The sequence below is a fragment of the Methylobacterium sp. HMF5984 genome (assembly GCF_045033435.1).
Classification (GTDB): domain Bacteria; phylum Pseudomonadota; class Alphaproteobacteria; order Rhizobiales; family Beijerinckiaceae; genus Methylobacterium.
The window spans coordinates 661,091-687,500 of sequence record NZ_JBJFLN010000001.1 but is presented as its reverse complement, the minus strand read 5'-3'; the positions used below and the strand labels follow the sequence as shown (position 1 = coordinate 687,500).

Sequence of the window (26,410 nt, the reverse complement as noted above, 5' to 3'; positions counted from 1 at the left end):
CCCGATGAAGATCCGCGTGCCGCGCGGGCGCGAGCTCGACGGGCGGATGCTCGCCGAGTTCAAGCGCCAGCGCGAGCAGATCGACGCGGTGATGCAGAAGTCGAAGAGCGCCACCGCGATGGCGCAGCGCGACGCGGCGGTGCGCTGAGGCGGCCTTCCCGCAGCGAGCCGGCGCTTCAGGCGAAGCCGAGCGCCGCGCGGATCGTCTCCGGTGTTTCGCCCCGCGCGCGACGGTCGGCGAGGCTTTCCGAGCCCTTCGACTTCGCGAGCTTGCCCCCGTCCGGGCCGAGGACCAGGGCGTGATGGTGGTAGCGCGGGGTCGGAAGGCCGAGCAGCCCCTGGAGCAGGACGTGCAGGTCTGTCGCCGCCTCGAGGTCGCGGCCGCGGACCACGTGGGTGACGCCCTGATGCGCGTCGTCGACCACGACGGCGAGGTGGTAGCTCGTCGGCACGTCGCGGCGGGCGATCACGGCATCGCCCCAGCGGGCGGGATCAACGACCCGGACCATCTCGTGAAACGCGCCCTCCCCTCCCCCCTGAAGCGGGTCGGGAGAGGGAAGCGACGATGCCTGAAAGGGCGCTCCCCTCTCCCGACCCTCGCCGACGCGAGGCCCACCCTCCCCCGCACCCAAGTCGGTCCTGCCCGACTTGGGCACGCAAGGTGCGGATCCCGGGCAAGCCTGAGATCCGTCGGGGGGAGGGAGAAGCGCCAGGTTCGTATAAACATGGGGGCCCGGCGCCTGCCCGATCGCCCGGGCCATGTCGAGCCGCCAGGCGTGCGGCTCACCGGCGGCGCGGCGGGCGGCGGCGGTCTCAGGATCGAGCGCCCGGCAGGTGCCGGGATAGAGCGGCGCGCCGTCCGGGTCGCGCGCGGCATTGCCGCCGGCGGCGGCACGGATGTCGCCGCGGGTGCAGAAGCAGGGATAGGCCAGGCCCCGCGCGATCAGCCCGTCGCGGGCGGCGCGATAGTCCGGCATGTGCTGCGACTGGCGGCGGACGGGTGGGTCGAAGACGAGCCCGAGCCAGGCGAGGTCGGCGCCGATCGCGTCGATCAGCTCGGGTCGCGAGCGGGTCGGGTCGATGTCCTCGATCCGCAGCAGCAGGCGCCCGCCGGTGCGGGACGCGAGCGCGGCGTTGAGCAGCGCGGAATAGGCGTGGCCGAGATGCAGCCGGCCGTTCGGGCTCGGGGCGAAGCGGAAGACGGGCCGCGACTCGGCGTCCGGCCTCAACCGCCGACGCGATGCAGGCACTGCAGCGGGCCGGGCGTGCAGGCGATGCCCGGCAGCGAGCAGGCCGGCCCGTCGGCGAGCCGCCGGCAGACGCGGCAGCCGTCGCCCCATTCGGCGCAGGTCGCGTCGTCGGCCGGCGAGGCCGGGCCGTGGGGGGCGCGGTTGGGCAGGAGCACGCCGAGCAGCACCGTCGCCGCGACGAGGGCGGCGATGCCCCAGGCGGCCAGGCCGCCGGGGTCGCGGGACGTCGGGTGCGGGTCGGCGGGCAGGTTGGCGGGCGTGTCGGAAGGCATGACGACGGTGTTCGCGCGGGGGGACGCGTCCGTCAAGCCGCCCGCGCGACGCGCCGCTCGAGCAGGCCGGGCAGGAGCTTGAGGTCGAGGGGCTTAGCCAGGAACCCGTCGAAGCCGGCCCGGCGCGCGGCCTTCTCGTCCTCGCGGCCCGCGTTGGCGGTCAGCGCGACCAGGTGGAGCCGGCCGCCCTTGCCGCGGGCTTCGACGGCGCGGATGCGGCGGGCGGTCTCGTGGCCGTCGCAATTCGGCATGCGGATGTCGATCAGGGCGAGGTCGAACGTGCCGCCCTCCGCGAGGCGGGCCAGGGCCTCGAGCCCGTCGGCCGCGTGCACCACCTCGGCGCCGAGGCGCTCCAGGGCCTTGGTCGCCAGGAGCGCGTTGATCGGGTTGTCCTCGGCCAGCAGCACGCGCAGGCCCGTGCCCGCGCGCACGGGCGCGGCGTTGGCCGCTTCGGGCGCGGGCTCGGCCGGCGGGGTGGGCGCGAGCAGGCGGTCGAACAGCGAGCGGGCGCGCACCGGCTTGATCAGGTAGGTGTCGAACCCGGCCGCATTCGGCGCGCCGAATTCGCGCCGGTCGAACGGCGAGAGCAGGACGAGGCTGCAGCGCACGCCGCAGGCCTTGGCCTGGTCGGCGAGGCGCCGCACGGCGTCGTCGCCGAGCGCGCGGTCGGCGATCACCGCGTCGAAGCCGACGCCGGCGAGCGCATCGAGCCCGTCCTTGAGGTTCGGCATCACCACCGCGGACGCGCCGGTGCGCGCGAGGTTGCGCGCGAGGAACGGGGCCTGGAACGGCGAATCAGCGACGATCAGCACCTTGCGCGCGGCGAGCACCGGGCGCGGCACGGCGGCGGGCTGATGCTCGGCCGCCGGCAGCGGCAGCACGACGCGGAAGGTCGAGCCGCGCCCGAGCTTCGATTCCGCCTCGATCCGCCCGCCCATCCGCAGGACGAGGCGGCGGGTGATGGCGAGGCCGAGGCCGGTGCCCTCGTGGCTGCGGCTGGCGCTGCCGTCGCCCTGCTCGAACTCCTCGAACAGCGATCCGACCCGGTCGTCGGCGATGCCCGGCCCGGTATCGGCGACCGCGAGCACGATCGCGCCGTCGGCCTGCGCCACGCTGACGCCGACGCCGCCGCCCTGCGTGAACTTCACCGCGTTGCCGACGAGGTTGACCAGGATCTGCCGCACCCGGTCGCCGTCGCCGATCACCAGGCCCGGCACGCCGTCGGCGACGTCGAGGGCGATTTCGATGCCCTTGTCCTGGGCGCGCGGCGCCAGCAGCTCGACCACCGCCTCGGCGGTGGCGGAGACGTCGAACGGCTCGGCGGCGAGGTCGATGCGGCCGGCCTCGATGCGGGAGAAGTCGAGGATGCCGTCGATCAGCGCCAGCAGCGCCTGCCCGCTGGTGCGCACCGCCTGGACGTAGGTGCGCTGCTCGCCGTCGAGGCTCGTGTCGAGGACGAGGTCGGCCATGCCGAGGATGCCGTTGAGCGGCGTGCGGAACTCGTGGCTGACGGTGGCGAGGAAGCGCGATTTGGCGACGCTCGCCGATTCGGCGCGCGACAGCGCCACGTCAAGGGCGCGGGCCGATTCGACCCGGCCGGTGACGTCGCGGCCGGCCCGCAGCCACTGGATCGGCTCGGATCCGCGGGCGACGGGCACCTCGACGAAGGCGAACCAGCGCGGCACGCCGTCGGCCGGCATCACCCGCGCCTCGCTCCGGCGCACGCCGTCCGGGCCGGTCTCGGCGCCGGCGGTCTCGAGCACCTGGAGATCGAGGGTCGCGCCGATCATCGCGAGCGGCGTCCGGTCGAACAGCGCGGCGTAGCCTTCGTTGGCGAAGGTGATGCGGCCGGCCGCGTCGCGCTGGACGATCACGTCGGTCGTGGCCTCGACCAGGGCGCGGTAGCGGTCCTCGCTCTCGGAGACCTGCCAGATCCGGTCGTGGAGGTCTTCGGCGTCGTCCAGGGCGCCCGCCCGCCCGCGCCGCGCCCAGGCGAAGGCGAGGCTGGCGATGGCGACGAGGAGCGCGAGCGCGACGACGAGGTCCCTGGGGTCCATGCGGATCTCCCCCGGCGTGACGCGTCCGGGCGGAGCGACCATCGCAGCAGAGGCTGAACGATGGGTTTGCAAGGGCGCTTAACCGGAGGTTGCGCCAATGGACGCGAGACCGCGTCAGCCCTCCGGGAAATCCGCCCCGAGGCTGGTCTCGCGCCAGGCCTCGATCTCGGCGAGCCGCGCCTTCAGCTTCGCGGTCACCGCATCGTAGCCCCAGGCGCCGAGGACGAGGTGGCGCGGCGGATCTTCGATCTCGGCGACATGGATCATCGCCTCCGCGGCGCGGGCCGGATCGCCGGCCTGGGTGCCGCTCTTCTCGGACGTAGCCGTGAGGCGGGCGCCGGCGGTCTCGGCGTAATCGGCGATCGCGCTCGGCGTCTGCTTCAGCGAGCGCCCGGCCCAGTCGGTGCGGAACGGGCCCGGCTCGATGCAGGTCACCTTGATGCCGAGCGGCGCGGTCTCGGCGGCGAGCGCGTCCGACCAGCCCTCGACCGCGTGCTTGCTCGCCGAATAGTAGCCGGACGCGGGAAACCCGATGAAGCCGGCCACCGAGGTGATGTTGAGGATGCGGCCGCTGCGCCGCGCCCGCATCCCGGGCAGCACCGCGCGGGTCAGCGCGAACAGGCCGAACACGTTGGCGTCGAACTGCGCGCGGATCTCGGCCTCGACCCCCTCCTCCACCGAGGCCTGGTAGCCGTAGCCGGCATTGTTCACGAGCACGTCGACCTGGCCGAACGCCGCGTGGGCGGCTGCGACCGCGGCGTCGACCTGGCCCTGGTCGGTGACGTCGAGGGCGAGCGCGTGGGCGCGGTCGCCGGACGATTCGGCGAGGTCGGCGACGCGGCCGAGGTCGCGGGCCGTCACCACCGCGCGCCAGCCGCGGGCGAGCACGGCGCGGGCGAGGTCCCGGCCGAAGCCGGTGGAGCAGCCGGTGATGAACCAGACGGGGGTGATCATGGAAGCCATGCGGAGCGTCCCGTGCGCCCTGAGAACCGGGGCGATGCGTGAGGGAGTCGCGGGTCCGGCAGGGGCCGGGACACGCTGCGTCGTCACGCAGATAGGACGCGCCGACGCTCCGGCGACGGGGGAACCGTCGCCGGAGCGGAGGTCGGGCGGGCCTTGCGGCGCGGGATCACTGCACGGCGTAGCGGGCGTGGCCCTCGATGGCGCCGGCATGGTGCTGCACCGGCACCTGGGCCTGGCCGACGAAGTAGGCCTCGACCATCTCGCGCACGACCTCGGCGAGGTCCTCGGCGCGGGCGACGTCGAGCTGCAGGTCGCTGCCGACCGAGCGGCCGAGGCTCGCGGCGCAATGGGTCTTGGCGACGAGCTTCTCGGCGTAGGCCTGGCCGATGCCGGAAACCGAGATCAGGTTGCGGCCGCCGAGCTCGGGGCCGTACTTGATGACGATCCGCTGCTCGGGCTGCGAGGTGCCGCTGAGGACCGCGCGCAGGGTGACGAAGTCTTCCCTGTCGATCGCGCAATCCAGGCCGGTGATGCTGCCGTGCACGTTGTCGCGCTCGTCGAGCACCTCCGACATCAGGGTCAGGACGCCGAGCACCGGCTGGAGCGCGCGCGCGCCCTCGGCGAGCAGACGGCTGCGGAAGCCGTTCTCGCGGGCCTCGGAGGCCTCGAGGCTGGCGTGGAAGCGGTTCTTGATCTCGGAAGGATTGGTCATGGCGTGTCCTCGGATTCGATTGTCGATCTTTGGCGACCGTGATTCGAGACCTAGGGTTTTTCTTGATCTGCCACAATAGTGTGCAAAGTATTCCCGCCTGCCTGCACAATAGGCGGCTGGCGCGCGAACGTCCATGCCCGCTTTCGAGGCATGCGCACCCGGCCGCCTCGCGCACGCGAGGACGGGCCGCCAAACCGCCTCCGCTTCACGGGCCGCCGCCGATGGTGTAGGCGCGGCACCAATCCCTCGGGCGATCCCGTCCGCCAACCCTCGATCGCTCCTCGATCCCTTCGCGATCTCCTTCTTCGACACCAGGAACGGACAGGCACCATGGCCGCCCGCATCGACGCCACCTTCGCCCGCTGCCGCGCGGAAGGCCGCGCCGCCCTCGTGACCTACGTGATGGCGGGCGATCCCGATCCCGAGACCTCGCTGAAGGTGCTGGAGGCGCTGCCGGCGTCGGGCGCCGACATCGTCGAGTTCGGCCTTCCCTTCACCGACCCGATGGCCGACGGCCCGGCGATCCAGGCCGCGGGCCTGCGGGCGCTCAAGGCCGGCCAGGGCGTGGCGAAGACGCTCGACCTCGTGCGCCGGTTCCGCGCCGGCAACGCCGAGACGCCGGTGATCCTGATGGGATACTTCAACCCGATCCACACCTACGGCGTCGCGCGCTTCCTCGACGACGCGTCGGCGGCCGGCATCGACGGGCTGATCGTGGTCGACCTGCCGCCGGAGGAGGACGACGAGCTCTGCCTGCCGGCTTTGGCCAAGGGCCTCGCCTTCATCCGGCTGGCGACGCCGACCACCGACGAGCGCCGCCTGCCGGCCGTGCTCGCGAACACCGCGGGCTTCGTCTACTACGTGTCGATCAACGGCATCACCGGGACGGCGACGCCGGATTTCGCCGCGGTCGGCACCGCGGTCGGGCGCATCCGCCGCCACACGGCCTTGCCGGTGGTGGTCGGCTTCGGCGTGAGGACCGGGGCGCATGCCGCGGCCATCGCCAAGGGCGCCGACGGCGTCGTCGTCGGCTCGGCGCTCGTCGACGCGCTGCATCGGACGCTCGACGGCGCGGGCCAGGCCACCGGCGGCAGCGTCGAGGCAGTCTCGACGCTGGTGCGCGAGCTCGCCGCCGGGGTGCGCTCGGCCTCGGCCCGCGCCGCCTGAGGCGGCGGGCGCTGGTCAACCGGGGCACCGGCCCCGATATGCAAGCCTGAGCTACGCGGGGCCGATCGACGATGTCGGCCCGATCGAACCGGACGGGCGCTTCATGATGGTCGAACCGATGAACTGGATCTCGGAGGTCGTGCGCCCCAAGATCAAGACCCTGTTCAAGCGCGAGACGCCCGAGAACCTCTGGGTGAAATGCCCGGATACCGGGCAGATGGTGTTCCACAAGGAAGTCGAGGGGAACCACTGGGTCATCCCCGGCTCCGAGCACCATCTCAAGATGAGCGCGAGCGCGCGGCTCAAGATGATGTTCGACGAGGGCACCTGGATCGACGTGCCGCTGCCGGAGGTCGCCGTCGACCCGCTCAAGTTCCGCGACGAGAAGCGCTACGCCGACCGCCTCAAGGAGGCGCGCACCAAGACCGGGATGCAGGATGCGTTCAAGGTCGGGTTCGGCCGGGTCGGCGGCCAGCCGATGACGCTGGCGGTCCAGGACTTCGCGTTCATGGGCGGCTCGCTCGGGATGGCGGCGGGCGAGGCCTTCATCCGCGGCGCCGAGACGGCGCTGGAGAAGCGCACGCCCTACGTGATGTTCGCGGCCTCGGGCGGCGCGCGGATGCAGGAGGGCATCCTCTCGCTGATGCAGATGCCGCGGACCACCGTGGCGATCCGGCGCCTGCGCGCGGCAAGGCTTCCCTACGTCGTCGTGCTGACCAACCCGACGACCGGCGGCGTCACCGCCTCCTACGCGATGCTCGGCGACGTGCACCTGGCCGAGCCCGGCGCCCTGATCTGCTTCGCCGGCCCGCGCGTCATCGAGCAGACGATCCGGGAGAAGCTGCCCGACGGCTTCCAGCGCGCCGAGTACCTGCTCGAGCATGGCATGCTCGATCAGGTCGTCCACCGCCACGCGCTGAAGGACACCATCGTGCGGATCTGCGGCCTGCTGATGAACGTAAGCCCGCCCGCCGCGCCGGCGCCGGCCGCATCCGCACCGATCCTCGAACCCGCCTGACGCGCCGCACGCCCATGGATTCCTCCGATGCGCTGATGGCGCGATTCCTGGCCCTGCACCCGCGCACGATCGACCTGTCGCTCGGCCGAATCCAGAGCCTGCTCGCGCGCCTGAACCACCCCGAGCGCCGGCTGCCGCCGGTGATCCACGTCGGCGGCACCAACGGCAAGGGCTCGACCATCGCGTTCATGCGGGCGATCCTGGAGGCCGGGGGCCTGGCCGCGCACGTCTACACCTCGCCCCACCTCGTGCGCTTCCACGAGCGCATCCGGCTCGGCGGCATCGGCGGCGGCCACTACGTCCCGGAGGACCGGCTCGCCGAGGCCTTCGCGCGCTGCGAGGCCGCCAACGCGGGCGACCCGATCACGGTGTTCGAGATCACCACTGCGGCGGCGCTGCTGCTGTTCTCCGAGGCGCCGGCCGACGTCTTGCTGCTCGAGGTGGGCTTGGGCGGCCGCGTGGACGCGACCAACGTGATCGACACGGTCGCGGCGGCGGTCGTCACGCCGATCGGGCGCGACCACGCCGAGTATCTCGGCGACACCGTCGAGCTGGTGGCGATCGAGAAGGCCGGCATCTTCAAGCGCGGCTGCCCGGCGGTGATCGCGGCCCAGGACTACGCCGAGGCGGACGCGGTGCTGTGCCGCCGCGCCGCGGCGGTCGGCGCCACGCCGGTCTGGGTCGGCAACCAGGATTTCTCGGTCCACGAGGACAGCGGCCGCCTCGTCTACCAGGACGAGACCGACCTGTTCGACCTGCCGCGCCCCAAGCTCGTCGGCCGCCACCAGTTCACCAATGCCGGCACCGCCATCGCGGCTTTGCGGGCGGCGGGCTTCGGCGACATCGGCGTCGGCGCGGTGGAAGCCGGCCTGCGCAACGTCGACTGGCCGGGCCGGATGCAGCGCCTCGCCCGCGGACGGCTGGCGGCCCTGGTGCCGCCCGGCTCCGAGCTCTGGCTCGACGGCGGCCACAACATCGACGGCGGACGCATCCTCGCGACGGCGCTGGCCGACCTCGGCGAGCGCAGCGACGTGCCGCTGGTCCTGATCGTCGGCCTGCTCGGCACCAAGGACGCGGAGGGCTTCCTGCGCCACTTCGTCGGGCTGGCGCGCGCGCTGATCGCGGTGCCGATCGCCGGATCGATGGCGGCGCGGCCCGCCGAGGAGGTCGAGGAGATCGCGACCCAGGTCGGCCTCAGCGCGCGCATCGCGCCGAGCATCGAGGCGGCGCTGACCATGGTCGCCGACATCGCCTTCGAGCAGCCGCCGCGGATCCTGATCTGCGGCTCGCTCTACCTCGTCGGCGCCGTCCTGACCGCCAACGGCACGCCGCCGACGTGACCTTGCGTTGATCTGCGGTAAACCTCAGACTTATTTTGCTGCACAGCACACGCGATCGTTGCAACAATGCAGACACCAGGCAGCTGTGGCCCGGATGTTACATCTTGGCCGTGGGAAATCACTTATCCTCAGCATCGATCGGGCAACACGCTGGGGATCAAAAAAACATGAAAACGCTTCTGACGTCATTGGCCGCCTTCACGGCGCTCACCGCCGCCGCTTCGGCCGCCGACCTGCCGCGCCGCGCGCCTCCGCCGGTGTTCACGCCGGTGCCGGTCTTCACCTGGACCGGTTTCTACTTCGGCATCAACGCCGGCTACGGCTTCGACGCGAACGACCGCTCCGGCGCGACCGTCGTGAACGTGGCTCCGGGCACCGCCGTCGCGGCCGCCGTCCCGACCCAGATCGCCTTCGGCGGCTCGAACTCCACCGACGGGTTCACCGGCGGTGGCCAGGTCGGCTACAACTACCAGTTCACCCCGGGCTCCGGCGTCGTGATCGGTATCGAGGCGGACGCCCAGTACGTCGACTTCGGTCGCAACCGGAACCGCTACGTCGTCACCCCCGGGTTCGCCCTCGCGCCCGGCGTCCAGGCGTTCAGCCCGAACGGCATCTCCAGCCTCGACTTCTTCGGCACCGTGCGCGGCCGCATCGGTTACGCGGTCGACAAGGCCCTGTTCTACGGCACCGGCGGCTTCGCCTACGGCGCCGGCGGTGGCCGCGAGTTCGGCCTGCCGAACAGCAGCCGTGACGATTTCCGGACCGGCTGGACCGCCGGCGGCGGCGTCGAGTACGCCCTCCCGACCGACTCGTTCCTGAACTTCTTCCGCTCGTCGGCCGTGACGGTGAAGGTCGAAGCCCTCTACGTGAACCTCGATCAGAACAACCGTCTGAACGGCGCTTACGCCACCAACGCCGCCGGCGCCGTGTTCTTCGCTCCGGGCTACGTCGCCCGCCGCAACGACACCGAGTTCGCCGTCGTCCGCGCCGGCCTGAACTACAAGTTCGGCTCCTACTAGGATCCGACCTCCGACCCACGGGCCGCTCAGAGCCCGGGGTCGGCTCCGATCATTCGAATTGGGTTTCGAAACGCGAGAAAGCCCGGCCTCACGGCCGGGCTTTCTTTTTGCGCGCACCGTCGACGCACCGAGAAAACCGACGCGCACGAAAAAGCCCGCCTCCGTGAGGAGGCGGGCTCGTCCTGATCGGTCGCCGCGTCAGGCGCTGGCGGTCTGCGCGCTGATCCAGCGGGACAGGTCGCCCTTCGGCGCCGCGCCGACCTTCTGGTCGACCCGCTCGCCGTTCTTGAACAGCAGCAGCGTCGGGATCGAGCGGATGCCGTACTGCGAGGCGATACCGGGATTCTCGTCCACGTTCACCTTCGCGATCTTCACGCGGCCCTGCATGTCGGACGCGATCTCCTCGAGCGCCGGACCGATCTGCCGGCAGGGACCGCACCACTCCGCCCAGAAATCCACAACCACGGGCTCGACGGACTTGAGGACGTCCTGCTCGAAGCTCGCGTCGGTCACTTTCACCGTCGCCATCGGAAAATACCCTTCTCAAGGACCGCGCGAGCGCCTGCAGCAGGCCGCCCGCCGATCGGTGAAGGAAGAATTGGCGACCCGCCGTGCTGCGGTCAAGGCGGTCGACCGGACCGCATGCCGGCTGCCCACCCGGTTCATGGCGATTCGGTCCACAGCGCAGCGGACGCGGCGGCTCCGGCCGTCCCGCGCTCGCTTTGGCGGCGCCCCCGCCCCATGTGACCGAGGACGCCAGACCGATGCCGCGCGTGCGGCCGAGACGATCCAGGAGGATTCTTGACGGTGACAGGATTTTTGCAGGTGCCGCGCTTCCGATCCCTCGCGCTCGCCACCGTGGCGGCGGTCGCGCTGGCACCGGGTGCCTTCGCCGAGGACAGCGCCGCCCAGCGGCCGTCCCGCATCGAGGGCGACGCCTTCAGCGCACCCGCGGCGAAGAGCGCCGGCGACACCCCCGCCGAGACCGCCCCGCCGAACACTGGCTACAAGCCGCTGCTGCCGAACCAGACCCGCGCCCCGAAGCCGGCGGACGCCACGAAGGTCGAGGTCGCGACGGTCGCGAAGGGGCTGGCGAGCCCGTGGGCGATGGAGTTCCTGCCGGACGGCCGGATGATCGTCACCGAGAAGGCCGGAAAAATCCGGATCGTGTCCAAGGACGGCACCGTCGGCCCGGCGATCGCCGGCGTGCCGAAGGTAGACGCGCGCGGCCAGGGCGGCCTGCTCGACATCGCCCTGAGCCCCGGCTTCACCACCGACGGGCTGGTGTTCTTCAGCTACAGCGAGCCCCGCGACAAGGGCAACGGCACCACCGTGGCGAAGGCCAAGCTCGTCCAGGACGGCGAGGGCGGGGCGAAGCTCGACGACGTGAAGGTCGTCTTCCGGCAGATGCCGACTTACGACGGCGACAAGCATTTCGGCTCGCGCCTGGTCTTCGCCGCCGACGGCAAGCTGTTCGTCACCGTGGGCGAGCGCTCCGACAAGGCGACGCGCGTCCAGGCCCAGGACCTCGCCAGCGGCCTCGGCAAGGTGTTCCGCATCGACGCCGACGGCCAAGCCCCCAAGGACAACCCGTTCTACGGCAGCGACAAGGCCAAGCCCGAGATCTGGTCCTACGGCCACCGCAACGTCCAGGCGGCGGCGCTCGACGGCCAGGGCCGGCTTTGGACCGTGGAGCACGGGCCCCGCGGCGGCGACGAGCTCAACCGTCCGCGGCCCGGCCTCAACTACGGATGGCCGGTCGCGACCTACGGCATCGAGTATTCCGGCGAGCCCCTCGGCGAGGGCGTGACCCAGGCCGCCGGCACGGTGCAGCCGGTCTATTACTGGGATCCGGTGATCGGGCCGTCGGGCATGGCGCTCTACACCGGCACGCTGTTTCCCGCTTGGACGGACGACTTCCTCGTCGGGGGCCTCGTCAGCGAGGGGATCGTGGTGCTGAAGCGCGACGGCGACAAGGTCGTCACCGAGGAGCGCGTTCCCCTCGACGCCCGCATCCGCGACGTGCGCGTCGGCCCCGACGGCGCGGTCTACGCCGTCACCGATGGCCTGGACGGACGGATCCTGAAGCTGACGCCGAAGGCCAACGCGGGTTGAGCAGCCGAACGTGTTGCAGGCCGGCTGACCGAACGGCCCGATGGGGCATCGGATAGGGCTCAGGTTTCCCCTCTCCCCGCACGCGGGGAGAGGCCCGGCTGCACCCCGTCGTGCAGCCGGGAAGCGGAGGCGAAGCCGCAGCGGCGGTGAGGGGGGCGCGTCCGCACAAGCCTCACGCGTCGGAAGCCCCCTCACCGTCGGCTTCCGCCTCGCCGCGACGACGACGAGGTCGTCGCGGCCCTCTCCCCGCAAGCGGGGAGAGGGAATGCGGACCGGTCGCTCGCGTTGAACGATGAGCAGCGACAGATCTGCGCGGCAACGGACGACGGTCCGGCGCACGATCCCCTCACCCCTCTCGCCGCCGCTCCACGTTCACGTAGATCGCGGCGCCCAGCGTCATCGCGGCGAGGGTGAACCAGGTCAGCGCGTAGACGAGGTGGTTGTTGTGGAAGGCGACCACCGTCAGCCCGCCGACGGGCAAGCGATCATCCGCCGACGCATCGGCATCGATGAAGTAGGGCGCGACGCCGGAGAGCCCCCGGGCCGAAGCGATCGCGGCGACATCGCGGGAATACCAACGATCCTCGGCGGTCGCGTTGCTGCGCAGGAACGCGCCGCCGGGTTCGGTGAGGCGCAACAGGCCGGTGACGTCGACCTCGCCCTCGGGCCGGCGCCAGCCGGCAGGATCGCGGCGATCGGAGGGGACGAAGCCGCGGTTCACCAGCACCGTGAAGCCGTCGGCGACCAGCGGCGTCAGCACCCAGAACCCGCCGCCGAGCACCGTCACCGCCTGGACCAGCGTGGTGGACTCGTGGCGGAAGCGGCCCGCCACCCGGACGTGGCGGTAGGCGTCGGCGGCCTCGGTCACGCTCGGCCACGCCGCCGGCCCGGGCGCCGGGACCGGGGCCGCGCCGATTCGGGCCTCGACCCGCGCGATCAGGTCGAGCTTCCATGCCCGGCGCTCGACCTGCCAGATCCCGAGGGCGACGAGCCCCGCGACCGCCAGCGCGCTCGCGAGGTTGAAGGCCGTCAGGCCGAGGCGGGACGTCCTCAGGGCTTGTGGTGCATCAGGTCGTGCGGCGACGTCGGCATCATGTTGGTGTTCAGGTGATACATCACCCAGATCGAGCCGGTCAGCGTGATCACGACGAGGGTCAGCGTGAAGATCAGGGCCAGGATCGTCCATCCGCCCTCGGACTTCGTGTTCATGTGCAGGAAGTAGATCATGTGGACCACGATCTGCACCACTGCGAAGGCCATGATGATCAGGCTGGTGTGCACGGCGTTGCCGAGCACGTCGCTCATCACCAGCCAGAACGGGATCGCGGTGAGGATCACCGAGAGCACGAAGCCGGTCATGTAGCTCTTGAACGAGCCGTGCGCCCCGGCCGGGTGGCCGTGCGCGTCGTGGCCGTGACCGTGACCGTGCGGTTCGGCGTGGTGCCCCGCCCCCGTCGCCGAGCTCATTGCAGCACTCCCATCAGGTACACGAAGGTGAAAACGCCGATCCAGACGACGTCGAGGAAGTGCCAGAACATCGACAGGCACATCAGCCGGCGCTTGTTCTCGACGATCAGCCCCTTCTGGGCGGTCTGCACCATCAGCACGATCAGCCAGACGATGCCGAGCGAGACGTGCAGGCCGTGGGTGCCGACCAGGGCGAAGAACGAGGACAGGAAGGCCGAGCGCTGCGGCGTCGCGCCCTCGTGGATCAGGTGGGCGAACTCGTAGAGCTCGATGCCGATGAAGCACGCGCCGAACAGGCCGGTGATCGCGAGCCAGACCTGCATCGTCCGGACGTTGTCCTTCTCCATCTCCAGCATGGCGAAGCCGTAGGTGATGGAGGAGAGGAGCAGCATCGAGGTGTTGAGCGCCACGAGCGGCAGCTCGAACAGGTCGCGCGGCGAGGGCCCGGCCGCGTAGTTGCGGCCGAGAACCCCGTAGGTGGCGAACAGCACCGCGAAGATGAGGCAATCGCTCATCAGGTACATCCAGAAGCCGAGCATGGTGCTCGACTCGTGGGCGTGGTCCTCGTCGAGGTAGAAGGCCGGAGCCTCGGTGCCCGGCGGGGCCGTGTCGGTGTGCATCATCGGCTCAGGCCCGTCCCGCCATCACGCTCGTCCGCTGCCCCTCGGCCCGCACCACGTCGGCGGCGGGGATGTAGAACTCGCGGTTGTAGTTGAAGGTGTGGATCACGGTGACGAGGAACATCGTCGCGAAGGTCGCGGCCGCGAGCCACCAGATGTACCAGATCATCGCGAACGAGAAGCCGATCGAGACCACGCCGAGGATCACGCCGGTGGCGGTGTTCTTCGGCATGTGGATCGGCTTGTAGCCCTTGAGCGGGCGCTCGTAGCCGCGTTTCTTCATGTCGGACCACGCGTCGAGATCGTGGATGACCGGGGTGAAGGCGAAGTTGTAGTCCGGCGGCGGCGAGGCGGTCGACCACTCGAGGGTGCGGCCGTTCCAGGGATCGCCCGTGAGGTCGCGCAGCGACTCGCGGTTGCGGATCGAGACCACGAACTGGACGATCATCGACAGGATGCCGAGCAGGATCAGCACCGCGCCGAAGGCGGCGATCACGAACCAGATCTGCAGCGACGGATCGTCGAAGTGGTTGGCGCGGCGCGTCACGCCCATCAGGCCGAGGACGTAGAGCGGCATGAAGGCGAAGTAGAACCCCACCGTCCAGAACCAGAACGACATCTTCCCCCAGAACGGGTCCAGCTTGAACCCGAAGGCCTTCGGGAACCAGTAGGTCACGCCGGCGAAGCTCCCGAACAGCACGCCGCCGATGATGACGTTGTGGAAGTGCGCGATCAGGAACAGCGAGTTGTGCAGCACGAAGTCGGCCGGGGGCACGGCAAGCAGCACGCCGGTCATGCCGCCGATGGTGAAGGTGACCATGAAGCTCACGGTCCACATCATCGGCAGCTCGAACCGGATCCGGCCGCGATACATCGTGAACAGCCAGTTGAAGATCTTCGCGCCCGTCGGGATCGAGATGATCATCGTCGTGATGCCGAAGAACGAGTTCACGTCGGCGCCGGAGCCCATCGTGAAGAAGTGGTGCAGCCAGACGAGGTACGAGAGGATGGTGATGACCACGGTCGCGTAGACCATCGAGGCGTAGCCGAACAGGCGCTTGCCGGAGAAAGTCGAGGTCACCTCCGAGAAGATGCCGAACGCCGGCAGGATGAGGATGTAGACCTCCGGGTGGCCCCAGATCCAGATGAGGTTGAAGTACATCATCGGGTTGCCGCCGAGGTCGTTCGTGAAGAAGTGCGTGCCGACGTAGCGGTCCATCGACAGCAGGGCGAGGACGGCGGTGAGGATCGGGAAGGCCGCCGTGATCAGCACGTTGGTGCAGAGCGAGGTCCAGACGAAGATCGGCAGCTTCATCATGGTCATGCCCGGCGCGCGCATCTTCACGATGGTCGCGATCAAGTTGATGCCCGAGAGCAGCGTGCCGATGCCGGCGATCTGCAGCGCCCAGATGTAGTAATCGACCCCGACGCCCGGGCTCATGTCCGCCCCCGAGAGCGGCGGATAGGCGAGCCAGCCGGTGCGGGCGAACTCGCCGACGAACAGCGAGGCCATGATCGTCATGGCGCCCGAGACCGTCATCCAGAAGCTGAAGTTGTTGAGGAATGGGAAGGCCACGTCGCGGGCGCCAATCTGCAGCGGCACGACGTAGTTCATCAGGCCGGTGACGAACGGCATCGCCACGAAGAAGATCATGATCACGCCGTGCGCCGTGAAGATCTGGTCGTAGTGGTGCGGCGGCAGGTAGCCCTCGTTGGCGCCGAACGCGACCGCCTGCTGGGCGCGCATCATCAGCGCGTCGGCGAAGCCGCGCAGCAGCATGACGAAGGCCAGCACGATGTACATCACGCCGATCTTCTTGTGGTCGACCGAGGTCAGCCAGTCCCGCCAGAGCGGGCCCCAGAAGCGGTAGTAGGTGATCGCGCCGAGCACGACGAGGCCACCCAGCGCCACCATGGCGAAGGTCACCTGAAGGATCGGCTCGTGGTAGGGGATGTCTTCCAGCGAGAGCCGTCCGAAGACGAGCTTCTGGAGATCCGGATTGGAGAACATGGGTTCGATCCGTTGAGGGTGGTTCGGCGGCGGGGCGCCGGTCCTACTTGTTGTTGAGCTGCGACGGGGCGACCGAGTCCCGCTCCGGCGCCGGCATCTGGTTCTCGGGTTTCGTTCCGTTTTCGTGGACGTGCGGGTTGTTGCCGTCGGGCTTCATGCCCTGCGGCTGCTCCTGGCCGTGCGGGGTGCGGCCGGACGCGGGTGCTGTGGCGCCCGGCGCCTCGTCGCCCTGCTCGATGTGGCGGTTGTCGTAGCGGAGGCGCTCGCGGTTCTCGGTGGAGTCCTTGCCGGCGCCGCCCTTGGCGTCGATGGTCATCATCTCGCTCATGCACATCTTGCCCGGCACGGCGCACATGTTGACGATGGTGTCGAACAGCCCGTCGGCGACGGACTTGTAGTACTTCACCGGCTCGGCCTCGCTCGGCTTCTCGAGCTTGAGATAGTCCTCGCGGGTGAGGTCGGAGCCCTGCGCCTTCGCCTTGGCGACCCAGGCGTCGAACCCGGCATCGTCGAGGCCGTGGAACTTGAACGTCATCCGCGAGAAGCCGGTGCCGCTGTAGTGCGAGGACAGGCCGGCATACTCGCCCGGCTTGTTGATCACCGCGTGGAGCTGCGTCTGCATGCCGGGCATCGCGTAGATCATCCCGGCCAGCGCGGGGACGTAGAAGGCGTTCATCACCGAGGAGGCGGTGATCTTGAAGTCGATCGGCCGGTCGACGGGGGCGGCGAGCTCGTTGACGGTGGCGATCCCGTATTCCGGGTAGAAGAACAGCCACTTCCAATCGAGGGCGACGACCTCGACGGCGAGCGGCTTTACGCCGGCCGCCACGGGGCGGGCGGAGTCGATCCGCCGGAGCGCCCGGAACGGGTCGAGGGTGTGGGTGCTGATCCAGGTGAGCGCGCCGAGCGCGATGATGATCAGCAGCGGCGCCGTCCAGATCACCACCTCGAGCTGGGTCGAGTGGTGCCAGTCCGGATCGTAGGGGGCCGACTCGTTGGTCGCCCGGTAGCGCCAGGCGAAGATCAGCGTCAGCGCGATCACCGGGAGCACGATCAGCAGCATCAACCCGACCGAGGCGAGGACGAGGTTCCGCTGCTGCAGGGCGACGTCGCCCGAGGGCTGCATCACCACGAGGTTGCAGCCGGCGAGCAGCCCGGAGAGCGACACGGCGCAGAGGCCCCGCAGGAGCCGGGCGGCCGTGCGGGCCGGGGGACGGGAAGGTGAGGCGGAGCGTGCCACGGCGATCAACTCGGTTTGCCTGGCCGGCGGGCCCTGGGGCCGTTCGGCGCGAACATGTATCGGAACGGGTGAGGGACGACGCGGGCCTCCCGACTACATCTGACGCATCTCGGAACGGTCGAGGGTGAGGGCAAGGAGCGATGCCGCCGCACCCGAGAGCAGGTAGAGGCCGACCATCCACAGCCCGTAGCGGGACGAGAGCCAGAGGACGACCAGCGGGGCGAAGCCTGCGCCGAACAGCCACGCCAGATCCGAGGTCAGCGCCGCGCCGGTGTAGCGGTAGCGCGCGCCGAGCCGCGCCGTCACCGCGCCGGCGGTCTGGCCGTAGGCGAGGCCCATCAGCATGAAGCCGATGGTGACGTACATGGTCTGGCCGATCGCGCTGTCACCGAACACCAGGGGCGCGATGATGCTGCCGAGGGCGAAGACGGCGATCAGGCCGGAGCTGAGCAGCAGCGCGTTGCGGCGGCCGATCTGGTCGGCGATCAGCCCGGAGGCCGCGACCGCGCCGGCGCAGACGATGGCGCCCGAGCACTGCACGATCAGGAACTCGCCGGGCGAGCGATCGGTGAACAGGGTCAGCCAGCTGATCGGGAAGATCGTCACGAGGTGGAACAGCGCGAAGGCGGCCAGCGGCACGAAGGCACCGATCCACACGTCCACCGCATGGTGGCGCACCACCTCGATCACCGGCACCGGCTCGAGCCGGCCCTTCTCCATCAGGCGGACGAACTCGTCGGTCGCCACCAGCCGCAGGCGGGCGAACAGCGCCACGACGTTGATGGTGAAGGCGCAGTAGAACGGGAAGCGCCAGCCCCAATCGAGGAAGTCGGCCGAATCGAGGTTGACGAGGAAGAACGAGAACAGGGCGCTGGCGACGATGAAGCCCAGGGGCGCGCCGAGCTGGGGGATCATCGCGAACCAGCCGCGGCGCTCGCGCGGGGCGTTCAGCGCCAGGAGCGAGGCGAGCCCGTCCCAGGCGCCGCCGAGCGCGAGGCCCTGGAGGATGCGCAGGCCGGCCAGCAGCCAGATCGAGGCGTGGCCGATGCTGGCGTAGCTCGGCAGGAAGCTCACCGCCGCGGTGGCGCCGCCGAGCATGAACAGCGCGATCGTCAGCTTGACGCCGCGGCCGTGCCGCCGGTCGACGGCCATGAAGATCACCGAGCCGATCGGCCGGGCGATGAAGGCGAGGGAGAACACCGCGAAGGAGTACAGCGTGGCCGTGAGCGCATCCGGCTCGAACGAGAAGAACACCTTCGGGAATACCAGCACCGAGGCGATGCCGTAGACGAAGAAGTCGAAATATTCCGAGGCCCGGCCGATCACCACGCCGGCCGCGATCTCTCCCGGCGCGACCTTGTGGTCGGTCGAGACGAGGTGCGCGTCGCGCTCGAGGGGCGAGGAGTTTGCCAGGGCGGGCTCAGGGATCATGTCGGACAGCCGGCTTGCTCGATGACGACGGTGACGCGGTGCGGCGATCGACGCGAGGCGTGCGCCGGGACCGCGACCGGAAGGTATCCGCTCAGGGCCGTCGGTGACACCGCCGCGTAGTCGCAGGCCGATCAGGGCTGTCCCGGCTGATAGCGCAAGGCTGCGCGATGGTCTCCCTTGAATCCGGCATGTCCAAGCCGTCCCGGACGCATGACCACGTCTGTCCCACGTCTTCGTCGTGTCACGCAGGAGCCGCGACGCAGCCGGATCAGCGGGCGTTCTGCGGGACGTCGACGGTCAGCATCGGCAGCGTGATCGTGCCGGCGGGCGCGGGCGGGCTCGCGAGCAGCGCGAAGGCGGCGACGCTCAGGGCGAAGCCGAAGGCCAGCAGCGACGTTTCGAGGCCGTGGTAGAATGCGTCCATCGCCCGAGCTCCGACCTCGCATCAGGGGGCGATGATCGCGCGGGTGGGTTAAGCGAACCGTAACGTCCGCCCGCCCGGCTTGTCCGGGGGAAGGCCAGCGGGCGCCGTGCGCCGGGGCGGGTCGGGCCGTCAGGCGCTGCCGGCGGCCTCCATCCGGGCGAGGTCCGGCGCACGCGGCTGAAGCAGGGCGGCGGCGAGATGCGCTTCCAGCACGATCAGGTCGGTGTCCGGGTCGGGCACCCAGCCGCAGGTGCAGGTCGTGCCGGCGCCGTGCGCCGCGGCGATCTGGCCGTAGAGCACGCCGATGGTGCGCGACGCGGCTTCGAGGGCGGCCATCACCGACAGGCCCTGACCATCGAGGGCGTGCCAGAACGCCCGCGTCAGCGCCTGCTCGACCGCCGCCTGCCCGCGGGTCTCGTCGCAGCGGCACCGATTCGATTCGGCGATCATCGGCGGCCTCCGAGGCGGCGCCCCCGCTTCGGCTGCGGGCCCGCCGCGACGTGGTCGATCAGGTCCGGCAGGCGGTGCAGGCGCAGGCCGAGGCACGAGCCGTCCCACCACGCCACCGTCACGCAGGCATCGATCAGGTCCATCACCCGTCCCATTCCGGCCTCCAGCGCTCGGCGAGCACGCCACCTTGAGAGCAAGGCGGAAGTACATCGCCGGAGAACGGTCTAGCAGGGATGGAAATCGACAATCAAGCGACGTCGACAATATTGGAAACGTTGTAATTTCAATCTTCGTCGGGCGATATCGAAGTTTATAGTTGAAACGATTCCATGGTACGCCGCGGCCGTCATGCACCGATCGCGACCAGGACGGCGCCGGCGGCGATCAGCGCCACGCCGAGCCAGTTGGTCGGGCTCAGCGTCTCGCCGAGCAGGACCACGCCGAAGATCGCCACCAGCACGACGCTGAGCTTGTCGATCGGGGCGACGCGGGCGGCATCGCCCAGGGACAGGGCGCGGAAGTAGCAGAGCCACGAGGCGCCGGTGGCGAGCCCCGACAGGACGAGGAAGACCGCGCTCCGCCCCGGGATCCGCGCGAGGTCGGCCGCCTGGCCGGTGACGGCCACGATCGCCGCCGTGAGGCCGAGGATCACCACCGTGCGGACGAGGGTGGCGACGTCCGACGGCACGCCGGCGACGCCGACCTTGGCCAGGATCGCGGTGAGCGCGGCGAAGGCCGCCGAGAGCAGCGCCCAGAAGCGCCAGGACTGCATCAAGGCCATCATCACGCCGGGCCCGTCACAGGATCGCGCGCATCAGCAGCAGCCCGGCGAACAGGCCGGCGAGGCCGAGCACGACCGAGCCGACGATGTAGATCGCCGCCGCGCCGGCCTGGCCGCGCTCCAGCAGCATCACGGCCTCAAGCGAATAGGACGAGAAGGTGGTGAAGCCGCCGAGCACGCCGGTGGCGATGAACAGCCGCAGCGGCTGCCCGCCGCCCCGCAGGGTGAACCAGCCGGTGAACAGGCCCATCAGCACCGAGCCGACGATGTTGATCGCCATGGTGCCGTAGGGAAAGCCCGACCCGAGCCGCAGGGACGCGGTGCTGACGCCGTAGCGCGCCACGCCGCCGATCCCGGCACCGACGAAGACGAGGAGGAGGTTCATGACGACCGCACGGCCCGAGGATTCGGAGCGGGCGCCGTAGCACATTCGGGACCGCGGCGACGGCCCGCATCCGGGCCGCCGGCTTCGGACGGGCGCCCGGGGCCCGTCGCGATCTCCTCGCAGGCGAACGGCCTCGGCCGCGGCGGGTGCCGCGGCCGAGGCCGTCTCGACCGGACCGTCGCCGAGCGGACGTCGCTCGGGCCGGGTCCGCTAGCCCAGGATCTTGTCGACCGTGATCGGAAGGTTGCGGATGCGCTTGCCGGTGGCGTGGAACACGGCGTTGGCCACCGCCGCCGCGGTGCCGACGATGCCGATCTCGCCGAGCCCCTTCACGCCGAGCGGGTTCGCCTTGTCCTCCTCGTCGACGAAGATCACGTCGATGTCGTGGATGTCGGCGTTCACCGGCACGTGATACTCGCCGAGATTGTGGTTCATGAAGCGGCCGATGCGGTCGTCCATCATCGACTCCTCCTCCAGCGCCGAGCCGATGCCCATCACCACGCCGCCGAGGATCTGGCTGCGCGCGGTCTTGGGATTCAGCACCTTTCCGGCCGCGATCGCCGAGACGACGCGGGTGACGCGGACCTGGCCCAGCTCCTCGTCCACCTTCACCTCCACGAAGATCGCCGAGTGGGTGTAGGCCTCGTACTTGGCGTTGAAGTCCTTGTCGGGGGCGGCGTTGGCCGTGGCCTCGACCTTGTCGACGCCGGCCGCCCGCAGGACGTCGACCAGGGCGACGCTGCGCGCGGGGTCGCCCGCCACCGCGATGCGCCCGTCGGCGAAGGCGACGCGCTCGAAGTCGACGTTGGCCAGCGGCGAATCCTTCATCTGCCGGGCGAGCTTGAACACCTGCTCGCCGACGTCGCGGCAGGCCTTCATCACGGCGGTGCCGGACGAGGCCGCGGTCCAGGAGCCGCCCGCCACCGGCGCCTCGGGCAGCGCGGTGTCGCCGAGCTTCGTCGTCACGTCCTCCATCGTCAGGCCGAGGGTGTCGGCGGCGATCTGGGTGAGGATCGTGTAGGTGCCGGTGCCGATGTCGCCGGTCGAGTTGCCGACCTCGAGCTTGCCGTCGGGGGTGAGGATGGCGCGGGCGCTCGTCTGCATCATCATCGATTCCCAGACGCCCGAGGCCATGCCCCAGCCGACGAGCTCGCGGCCCTCGCGCATCGAGCGCGGCTCCGGGTTGCGCCGGTCCCAGCCGAAGCGCGCGGCGCCCTCCGAGAAGCAGCTCTTCAGCGCCTTCGAGCCGAAGGGCTTGTTCTCGGCGGTGGCGTCGGCCTCTGTGAAGTTCTTCAGGCGGAGCTGGATCGGGTCGAGGCCGCTCGCGTAGGCGAGCTCGTCCATGGCGGTCTCGATCGCGAAGACGCCGGTGACGGCGCCGGGCGCGCGCATGTCGCCGGGGGTGTAGGTGTCGAGCTTGGCGATCTTGTAGGTCAAGAGGACGTTGTCGCAGCGGTACATCACGCCCGACCAGTTCACGACCACCTCCTGGTAGTCCTCGAAGGTCGAGGTCGCGCCGACCGCGTCGTGGCGCAGCGCCAGGAGCGTGCCGTCGCGCTCGGCCCCGAGGCTAATGGTCTGCAGCGCCTCCGGCCGGTAGGTGATGCTCCACATCTGGTCGCGGGTCAGCACAACGCGCACCGAGCGCTCGAGGTCGCGCGCGGCCAGCATCGCCAGGAAGAGCTGGTATTGCGGGCGCAGGCCCGAGCCGAAGCCGCCGCCGAGATAGGGGTTGAGCACCCGCAGGTCGTCCTTGGCGATGCCGAACACCTTCGCGAGGTAGGCATGGCTGTTCGAGACGCCCTGGACCTTGTCGTAAACCGTGTACTTGCCGTCGCCCTCGAAGATCACCGTCGAGGCGTGGGGCTCCATCGGGTTGTGATGCTCGGTGGCGAGGCGATACTCCTGCTGGAGCTGGATCGCCGAGGCGTCGAACGCCGCATCCGCGTCGCCCCAGGGCTTGGGCGGTGGCTTGATGCCGTTGCGCCGCATCGGCGGCTCGTAAGCGAAGGCGTTGGCGGCTTCGAGATCCGTCAGCGGCTCCTCGACCTCGTAGTCGACCGCCACCAGCGCCGCGGCGTGGCGGGCCGTCTCGAAATCCTCGGCCACCACCAGGGCGATCGGCTGGCCGCTGTAGTGGATCTTGTCGTCGTACAGGGCGCGGAAGGGCGAGCCGGGGGGCGCGACCTGATCTTGGTAATTGTAGTCGAGCCAGGCGGTGCGGGTGCGGTTCTCGTGGGTCAACACCTTGACGACGCCGGGCACGGCTTCGGCCTTGCCGGTGTCGATGGTCCTGATCCGGCCCTTGGCGATGCCGCTCGACACCACGTAGCCGTGCAGCAGGTCGGGGGCGGCGAACTCGCCCGCGTACTTGGCGAGGCCCGTCACCTTGGCGGGGCCGTCGACGCGACTGCGGGCGCTGCCGACGAACGTGTCCCGGCCGGTGGAGGAGAAGGTCTGGGTCATCGGGGGCTCACTGGATGCGCTTGTCGGTGATCGATTGCGGCGTGCCGGCGGCGGCCTGCTCCAGGCCGCGCACGATGGCGCGCCGCGCCAGCTCGACCTTGAAGGCGTTGCCCGCCTGCGGCTGGGCCTCGGCCACGATCAGGTCGGCCGCCGCCTGGAAGCTCTCGCGGGTGGCGGGCTTGCCCTGCAGCAGCGCCTCGGCCTCGCGGTTGCGCCAGGGCTTGTGGGCGACGCCGCCGAGCGCGAGGCGGGCGGTCCGAACCGTGTCGCCGTCGAGCTCGAGGGCGGCGGCGACCGAGACCAGCGCGAAGGCGTAGGAGAGCCGGTCGCGCAGCTTCAGGTAGGTGACGTGCTGGCCGAAATCGCGCTCGGGCAGGTCGACCGCCACGACGATCTCGCCGGGCTTCAGCGTGGTGTCCTGCTCCGGGGCGTCGCCCGGCAGGCGGTGGAACTCGGAGAAGGGAATCGCCCGGTCGCCGTCCGGCCCGCTCACCTGCACCACCGCCTCCAGCGCGGCCAGCGCCACGCACATGTCGGAAGGGTGCGTCGCGATGCAGCTCGGGCTGGTGCCGAAGATCGCGTGGATGCGGGTGACGCCGCCGATCGCCTGGCAGCCGGAACCGGGCTGGCGCTTGTTGCACGGCGTGGACGTGTCGTAGAAATAATAGCAGCGGGTGCGCTGGAGCAGGTTGCCGCCGGTCGAGGCGGCGTTGCGCAGCTGCGCCGAAGCGCCGGCCAGGATCGCGTTCGACAGCAGCGGGTAGCGGGCGCGGACGCGCGCGTCGTAGGCGACGGTGGCGTTCGTCGCCAGCGCGCCGAGGCGCAGGCCGCCGTCGTGCTCGACGATCTCGCCGAGCGGCAGGCGGGTGATGTCGACGAGGCGGCTGGGCCGCTCGACGTCGTACTTCATCAGGTCGATCAGGTTGGTGCCGCCCGCGATGAAGCGGGCCCCGGGCGCGGCGGCGAAGGCCTGGACCGCCTCGGCCACGGTGTCGGCGCGGACGTAGTCGAAGCGGTTCATCGGGCTTCCCCCTGCATCACGTCCTCGATCGCGTCGACGATGTTGGTGTAGGCGCCGCAGCGGCAGATGTTGCCGCTCATCGCCTCGCGGATCTCGTCGCGCGAGTGGGCGTGGCCTTCGTTCATCAGGCCGACCGAGGAGCAGAGCTGGCCGGGCGTGCAGTAGCCGCACTGGAACGCGTCGTGCTCGATGAAGGCCTCCTGGATCGGGTGGAGCCCGTTCGAGCCGGCGCCCGCGTTGGCGATGCCGGCGAGGCCCTCGACGGTGGTGATCTCGGCCCCGTCCTTCATCACCGCCAGCGCCAGGCAGGAATTCACCCGCGTGCCGTCGACCAGCACCGTGCAGGCGCCGCACTGGCCGTGGTCGCAGCCCTTCTTGGTGCCGGTGAGGTCGAGGTGCTCGCGCAGCAGGTCGAGCAGGGTGGTCCAGGGCGCGACCTGAAGCTCGCGCGGCTGGCCGTTGATGGTGAGGCGGATGCCGATCCGGTTGTCCGCCGCGACGGGCGAGCCGCTTTCGATGAGCATGGGGCGTTCCAAGAAAAAGGGGTTTCCGCACGAACCGCGCGGGGGAGGGCGACCGACGTCGGGCACCGCCCGGTCTCGCGACGGGTCGCGGGACGTGTCGCAGGACTTGCGTCCGGCCAGGCTGCGCCTCGGCCGCCGTTCCTCCCGATAACGGTTCCAATCTGCGGCTGTTCCCCGGGGCGGGCGATCGCGCTGCGGGCGAAACGGTTTCCGTTTGCGCACGCCTCGGCTAACCCTGGGCCGGACAGCCGAACCGTCCCAGGAGCCCCGATGGCCGCCCTCGATTCCGTCCTCAACGACATCGACAAGGATCTCGACAACGCCCTGGAGCGCCTGTTCGCCTTCCTGCGGATCCCGTCGATCTCCACCGATCCAGCCTATGCCGGCCCGTGCCGCGAGGCGGCGGCCTGGCTCGCCGCGGACCTGACGGCGCTCGGGTTCGAGACCTCGGTGGAGGAGACCTCGCTCCATCCGGTGGTGCTGGCGCACAAGCCGAAGCCGGGGGCGCCGCACGTGCTGTTCTACGGGCACTACGACGTGCAGCCGGTCGATCCGCTGGCCTTGTGGGAGACGCCGCCGTTCGAGCCGCGGATCGCCACCGACGCCAAGGGCAACAAGACCATCGTCGCCCGCGGCGCCTCGGACGACAAGGGCCAGGTGATGACCTTCGTCGAGGCCTGCCGGGCGCATCTGGCGATGAACGCCGAGCTGCCCTGCGCGGTCACGATCCTGATCGAGGGCGCCGAGGAGAACGGCTCGCAGGGGCTGCCCGAATGGGTGGCGCAGAACAAGGACCGGCTCGGTGCCGACGTCGTGCTGGTCTGCGACACCTCCATGTGGAACCCGACGACGCCGGCGATCACCTCGTCCCTGCGCGGGCTCGCGTACTTCGAGGTCGAGGTGACCTGCGCCGACCGCGACCTGCATTCGGGCTTCTTCGGCGGCGCGGCGCGCAACCCGATCCACGTGTTGTCGCGCATCCTCGCCGACCTGCACGACGCCGACGGCCGGGTGACCCTGCCGGGCTTCTACGACGGGGTGCACGAGCGCCCGCCCGAGGTGCTGGAGCAGTGGCGCGGCCTCGACTTCACCCCCGAGAAGTTCCTCGGCCCGATCGGCCTGTCGGAGCCGGCCGGCGAGCGCGGCCGGCTGCTGATCGAGCTGGTGCAGTCCCGGCCGGCCTGCGACGTCAACGGCATCATCGGCGGCTACACCGGCGAGGGCACCAAGACGGTGATCGCCGGCAAGGCAAGCGCCAAGGTCTCGTTCCGCCTCGTGGACGACCAGGACCCGCAGACGCTCGCGGAGACCTTCGAGGCCTTCGTGCGCGAGCGCATCCCGGCCGACTGCTCGGTGAACGTGATCTGCTACAAGGGCTCGCGCGCGATCAGCCTGCCCTTCGACATGCCGGAGCTCGAGACCGCCCGCGCCGCGCTCGCCGACGAGTGGGGCGTGCCCGCGGTGACGGTGGGCGCCGGCGGCTCGATCCCGATCGTCGGCGACTTCAAGCGCCTGCTCGGCCGCAACACCCTGCTGATCGGCTTCGGCCTCGACGACGACCGCATCCACTCGCCGAACGAGAAGTACGACCTGCGCAGCTTCCACAAGGGCACGCGCTCGTGGGCGCGCATCCTGTCGGCGCTCGGACGGGGCTGACCCCCGCGCGCGCGCGGCGGG

At 70.5% G+C, this 26,410-nt stretch carries 27 protein-coding genes (1 of these 27 only partly in view); 7 read left to right on the top strand and 20 right to left on the bottom strand.

Annotated features, from left to right (window positions below; translation table 11 throughout):
- Window positions 1-148 carry the 3' portion of a M23 family metallopeptidase gene (locus ACFZ8E_RS03275; RefSeq protein WP_243945616.1) on the top strand. The gene continues 1,925 nt to the left of window position 1, outside the view, so only the last 148 of its 2,073 coding nucleotides appear in the window; the start codon falls outside the window, past its left edge; it ends in the stop codon at window positions 146-148.
- Window positions 149-176: 28 nt separating this feature from the next.
- Here the strand turns inward: ACFZ8E_RS03275 and ACFZ8E_RS03270 are convergent, their stop codons facing one another.
- The 5 genes from ACFZ8E_RS03270 to ACFZ8E_RS03250 form a co-directional block, all read right to left on the bottom strand.
- Complete coding sequence (locus tag ACFZ8E_RS03270; RefSeq protein WP_243945606.1) at window positions 177-1,229, bottom strand: glutamate--tRNA ligase family protein; 1,053 nt, start codon at window positions 1,227-1,229, stop codon at window positions 177-179.
- Entirely contained in the window at window positions 1,226-1,522 is a 297-nt protein-coding gene (locus ACFZ8E_RS03265; RefSeq protein ID WP_243945604.1) for a hypothetical protein, read from the bottom strand. Before ACFZ8E_RS03265 ends, ACFZ8E_RS03270 begins: the two co-directional genes overlap by 4 nt.
- A gap of 32 nt (window positions 1,523-1,554) precedes the next feature.
- Window positions 1,555-3,579, bottom strand: a complete 2,025-nt coding sequence (locus ACFZ8E_RS03260) for an ATP-binding protein (RefSeq protein WP_405042005.1) — start codon at window positions 3,577-3,579, stop codon at window positions 1,555-1,557.
- A gap of 114 nt (window positions 3,580-3,693) precedes the next feature.
- The gene (locus ACFZ8E_RS03255; RefSeq protein WP_243945600.1) at window positions 3,694-4,542 is read right to left on the bottom strand and encodes an oxidoreductase; all 849 of its coding nucleotides are present in this window, start codon (window positions 4,540-4,542) and stop codon (window positions 3,694-3,696) included.
- 166 nt (window positions 4,543-4,708) lie between these two features.
- Entirely contained in the window at window positions 4,709-5,254 is a 546-nt protein-coding gene (locus ACFZ8E_RS03250; RefSeq protein ID WP_243945598.1) for a hypothetical protein, read from the bottom strand.
- 330 nt (window positions 5,255-5,584) lie between these two features.
- Here ACFZ8E_RS03250 and trpA point away from each other — a divergent pair, with 330 nt between their 5' ends.
- The 4 genes from trpA (at window position 5,585) to ACFZ8E_RS03230 (ending at window position 9,798) form a co-directional block, all read left to right on the top strand.
- Entirely contained in the window at window positions 5,585-6,421 is an 837-nt protein-coding gene (trpA, locus tag ACFZ8E_RS03245) for a tryptophan synthase subunit alpha (protein ID WP_243937627.1), read from the top strand.
- 106 nt (window positions 6,422-6,527) lie between these two features.
- On the top strand, window positions 6,528-7,439 hold the full coding sequence (accD, locus tag ACFZ8E_RS03240) for an acetyl-CoA carboxylase, carboxyltransferase subunit beta (protein ID WP_147728406.1): 912 nt from the start codon (window positions 6,528-6,530) through the stop codon (window positions 7,437-7,439).
- A gap of 14 nt (window positions 7,440-7,453) precedes the next feature.
- Window positions 7,454-8,779, top strand: a complete 1,326-nt coding sequence (locus ACFZ8E_RS03235; protein WP_147728403.1) for a folylpolyglutamate synthase/dihydrofolate synthase family protein — start codon at window positions 7,454-7,456, stop codon at window positions 8,777-8,779.
- A 167-nt stretch (window positions 8,780-8,946) separates the two neighbouring features.
- Complete coding sequence (locus tag ACFZ8E_RS03230) at window positions 8,947-9,798, top strand: outer membrane protein (protein WP_147728404.1); 852 nt, start codon at window positions 8,947-8,949, stop codon at window positions 9,796-9,798.
- Between the two features lie 198 nt (window positions 9,799-9,996).
- Here ACFZ8E_RS03230 and trxA read toward each other — a convergent pair whose 3' ends face one another.
- The gene (gene trxA / locus ACFZ8E_RS03225; protein WP_147751865.1) at window positions 9,997-10,326 is read right to left on the bottom strand and encodes a thioredoxin; all 330 of its coding nucleotides are present in this window, start codon (window positions 10,324-10,326) and stop codon (window positions 9,997-9,999) included.
- A 297-nt stretch (window positions 10,327-10,623) separates the two neighbouring features.
- Between trxA and ACFZ8E_RS03220 the strand changes: the two genes are divergently transcribed.
- Window positions 10,624-11,913 (top strand): PQQ-dependent sugar dehydrogenase, encoded by a 1,290-nt coding sequence (locus ACFZ8E_RS03220; RefSeq protein ID WP_405042004.1) that lies wholly within the window; start codon window positions 10,624-10,626, stop codon window positions 11,911-11,913.
- 346 nt (window positions 11,914-12,259) lie between these two features.
- Here ACFZ8E_RS03220 and ACFZ8E_RS03215 read toward each other — a convergent pair whose 3' ends face one another.
- The 14 genes from ACFZ8E_RS03215 to ACFZ8E_RS03150 form a co-directional block, all read right to left on the bottom strand.
- A complete protein-coding gene (locus tag ACFZ8E_RS03215; RefSeq protein ID WP_405044320.1) occupies window positions 12,260-12,919 on the bottom strand; it encodes an SURF1 family protein in 660 nt (219 codons plus the stop codon).
- A gap of 44 nt (window positions 12,920-12,963) precedes the next feature.
- Window positions 12,964-13,380, bottom strand: coding sequence for a cytochrome o ubiquinol oxidase subunit IV (gene cyoD / locus ACFZ8E_RS03210; RefSeq protein ID WP_243937808.1), 417 nt, complete (start codon window positions 13,378-13,380; stop codon window positions 12,964-12,966).
- Window positions 13,377-14,003 carry a cytochrome o ubiquinol oxidase subunit III gene (gene cyoC, locus ACFZ8E_RS03205; protein ID WP_147728169.1) on the bottom strand — a complete coding sequence of 209 codons (627 nt, stop codon included), beginning with the start codon at window positions 14,001-14,003 and terminating at the stop codon, window positions 13,377-13,379. The genes cyoD and cyoC overlap by 4 nt, the downstream gene beginning before the upstream one ends.
- 4 nt (window positions 14,004-14,007) lie before the next feature.
- Window positions 14,008-16,011: a cytochrome o ubiquinol oxidase subunit I gene (gene cyoB, locus ACFZ8E_RS03200; RefSeq protein WP_405042003.1), complete on the bottom strand. Its 2,004-nt coding sequence runs from the start codon at window positions 16,009-16,011 to the stop codon at window positions 14,008-14,010.
- A 43-nt stretch (window positions 16,012-16,054) separates the two neighbouring features.
- Window positions 16,055-17,251: a ubiquinol oxidase subunit II gene (cyoA, locus tag ACFZ8E_RS03195; protein ID WP_147841996.1), complete on the bottom strand. Its 1,197-nt coding sequence runs from the start codon at window positions 17,249-17,251 to the stop codon at window positions 16,055-16,057.
- A 93-nt stretch (window positions 17,252-17,344) separates the two neighbouring features.
- Window positions 17,345-18,682 (bottom strand): MFS transporter, encoded by a 1,338-nt coding sequence (locus ACFZ8E_RS03190; RefSeq protein ID WP_147728166.1) that lies wholly within the window; start codon window positions 18,680-18,682, stop codon window positions 17,345-17,347.
- A gap of 268 nt (window positions 18,683-18,950) precedes the next feature.
- Entirely contained in the window at window positions 18,951-19,106 is a 156-nt protein-coding gene (locus tag ACFZ8E_RS03185) for a hypothetical protein (protein ID WP_187274828.1), read from the bottom strand.
- Between the two features lie 129 nt (window positions 19,107-19,235).
- Window positions 19,236-19,556 (bottom strand): hypothetical protein, encoded by a 321-nt coding sequence (locus tag ACFZ8E_RS03180; protein ID WP_147841997.1) that lies wholly within the window; start codon window positions 19,554-19,556, stop codon window positions 19,236-19,238.
- The gene (locus ACFZ8E_RS03175; RefSeq protein WP_243937254.1) at window positions 19,553-19,699 is read right to left on the bottom strand and encodes a hypothetical protein; all 147 of its coding nucleotides are present in this window, start codon (window positions 19,697-19,699) and stop codon (window positions 19,553-19,555) included. Before ACFZ8E_RS03175 ends, ACFZ8E_RS03180 begins: the two co-directional genes overlap by 4 nt.
- A 203-nt stretch (window positions 19,700-19,902) precedes the next feature.
- Window positions 19,903-20,340 (bottom strand): EamA family transporter, encoded by a 438-nt coding sequence (locus ACFZ8E_RS03170; RefSeq protein WP_243937256.1) that lies wholly within the window; start codon window positions 20,338-20,340, stop codon window positions 19,903-19,905.
- A 13-nt stretch (window positions 20,341-20,353) separates the two neighbouring features.
- On the bottom strand, window positions 20,354-20,722 hold the full coding sequence (gene crcB / locus ACFZ8E_RS03165; RefSeq protein ID WP_405042002.1) for a fluoride efflux transporter CrcB: 369 nt from the start codon (window positions 20,720-20,722) through the stop codon (window positions 20,354-20,356).
- Between the two features lie 210 nt (window positions 20,723-20,932).
- Window positions 20,933-23,188 (bottom strand): xanthine dehydrogenase family protein molybdopterin-binding subunit, encoded by a 2,256-nt coding sequence (locus ACFZ8E_RS03160; RefSeq protein ID WP_405042001.1) that lies wholly within the window; start codon window positions 23,186-23,188, stop codon window positions 20,933-20,935.
- Window positions 23,189-23,195: 7 nt separating this feature from the next.
- Window positions 23,196-24,209, bottom strand: a complete 1,014-nt coding sequence (locus ACFZ8E_RS03155) for an FAD binding domain-containing protein (RefSeq protein WP_405042000.1) — start codon at window positions 24,207-24,209, stop codon at window positions 23,196-23,198.
- On the bottom strand, window positions 24,206-24,733 hold the full coding sequence (locus ACFZ8E_RS03150; RefSeq protein WP_147727412.1) for a (2Fe-2S)-binding protein: 528 nt from the start codon (window positions 24,731-24,733) through the stop codon (window positions 24,206-24,208). Before ACFZ8E_RS03150 ends, ACFZ8E_RS03155 begins: the two co-directional genes overlap by 4 nt.
- Window positions 24,734-25,003: 270 nt before the next feature.
- On the opposite strand from ACFZ8E_RS03150, the gene ACFZ8E_RS03145 reads away from it, so the two are divergent.
- Complete coding sequence (locus tag ACFZ8E_RS03145; RefSeq protein WP_405041999.1) at window positions 25,004-26,389, top strand: M20/M25/M40 family metallo-hydrolase; 1,386 nt, start codon at window positions 25,004-25,006, stop codon at window positions 26,387-26,389.
- Window positions 26,390-26,410 lie beyond the last annotated feature (21 nt).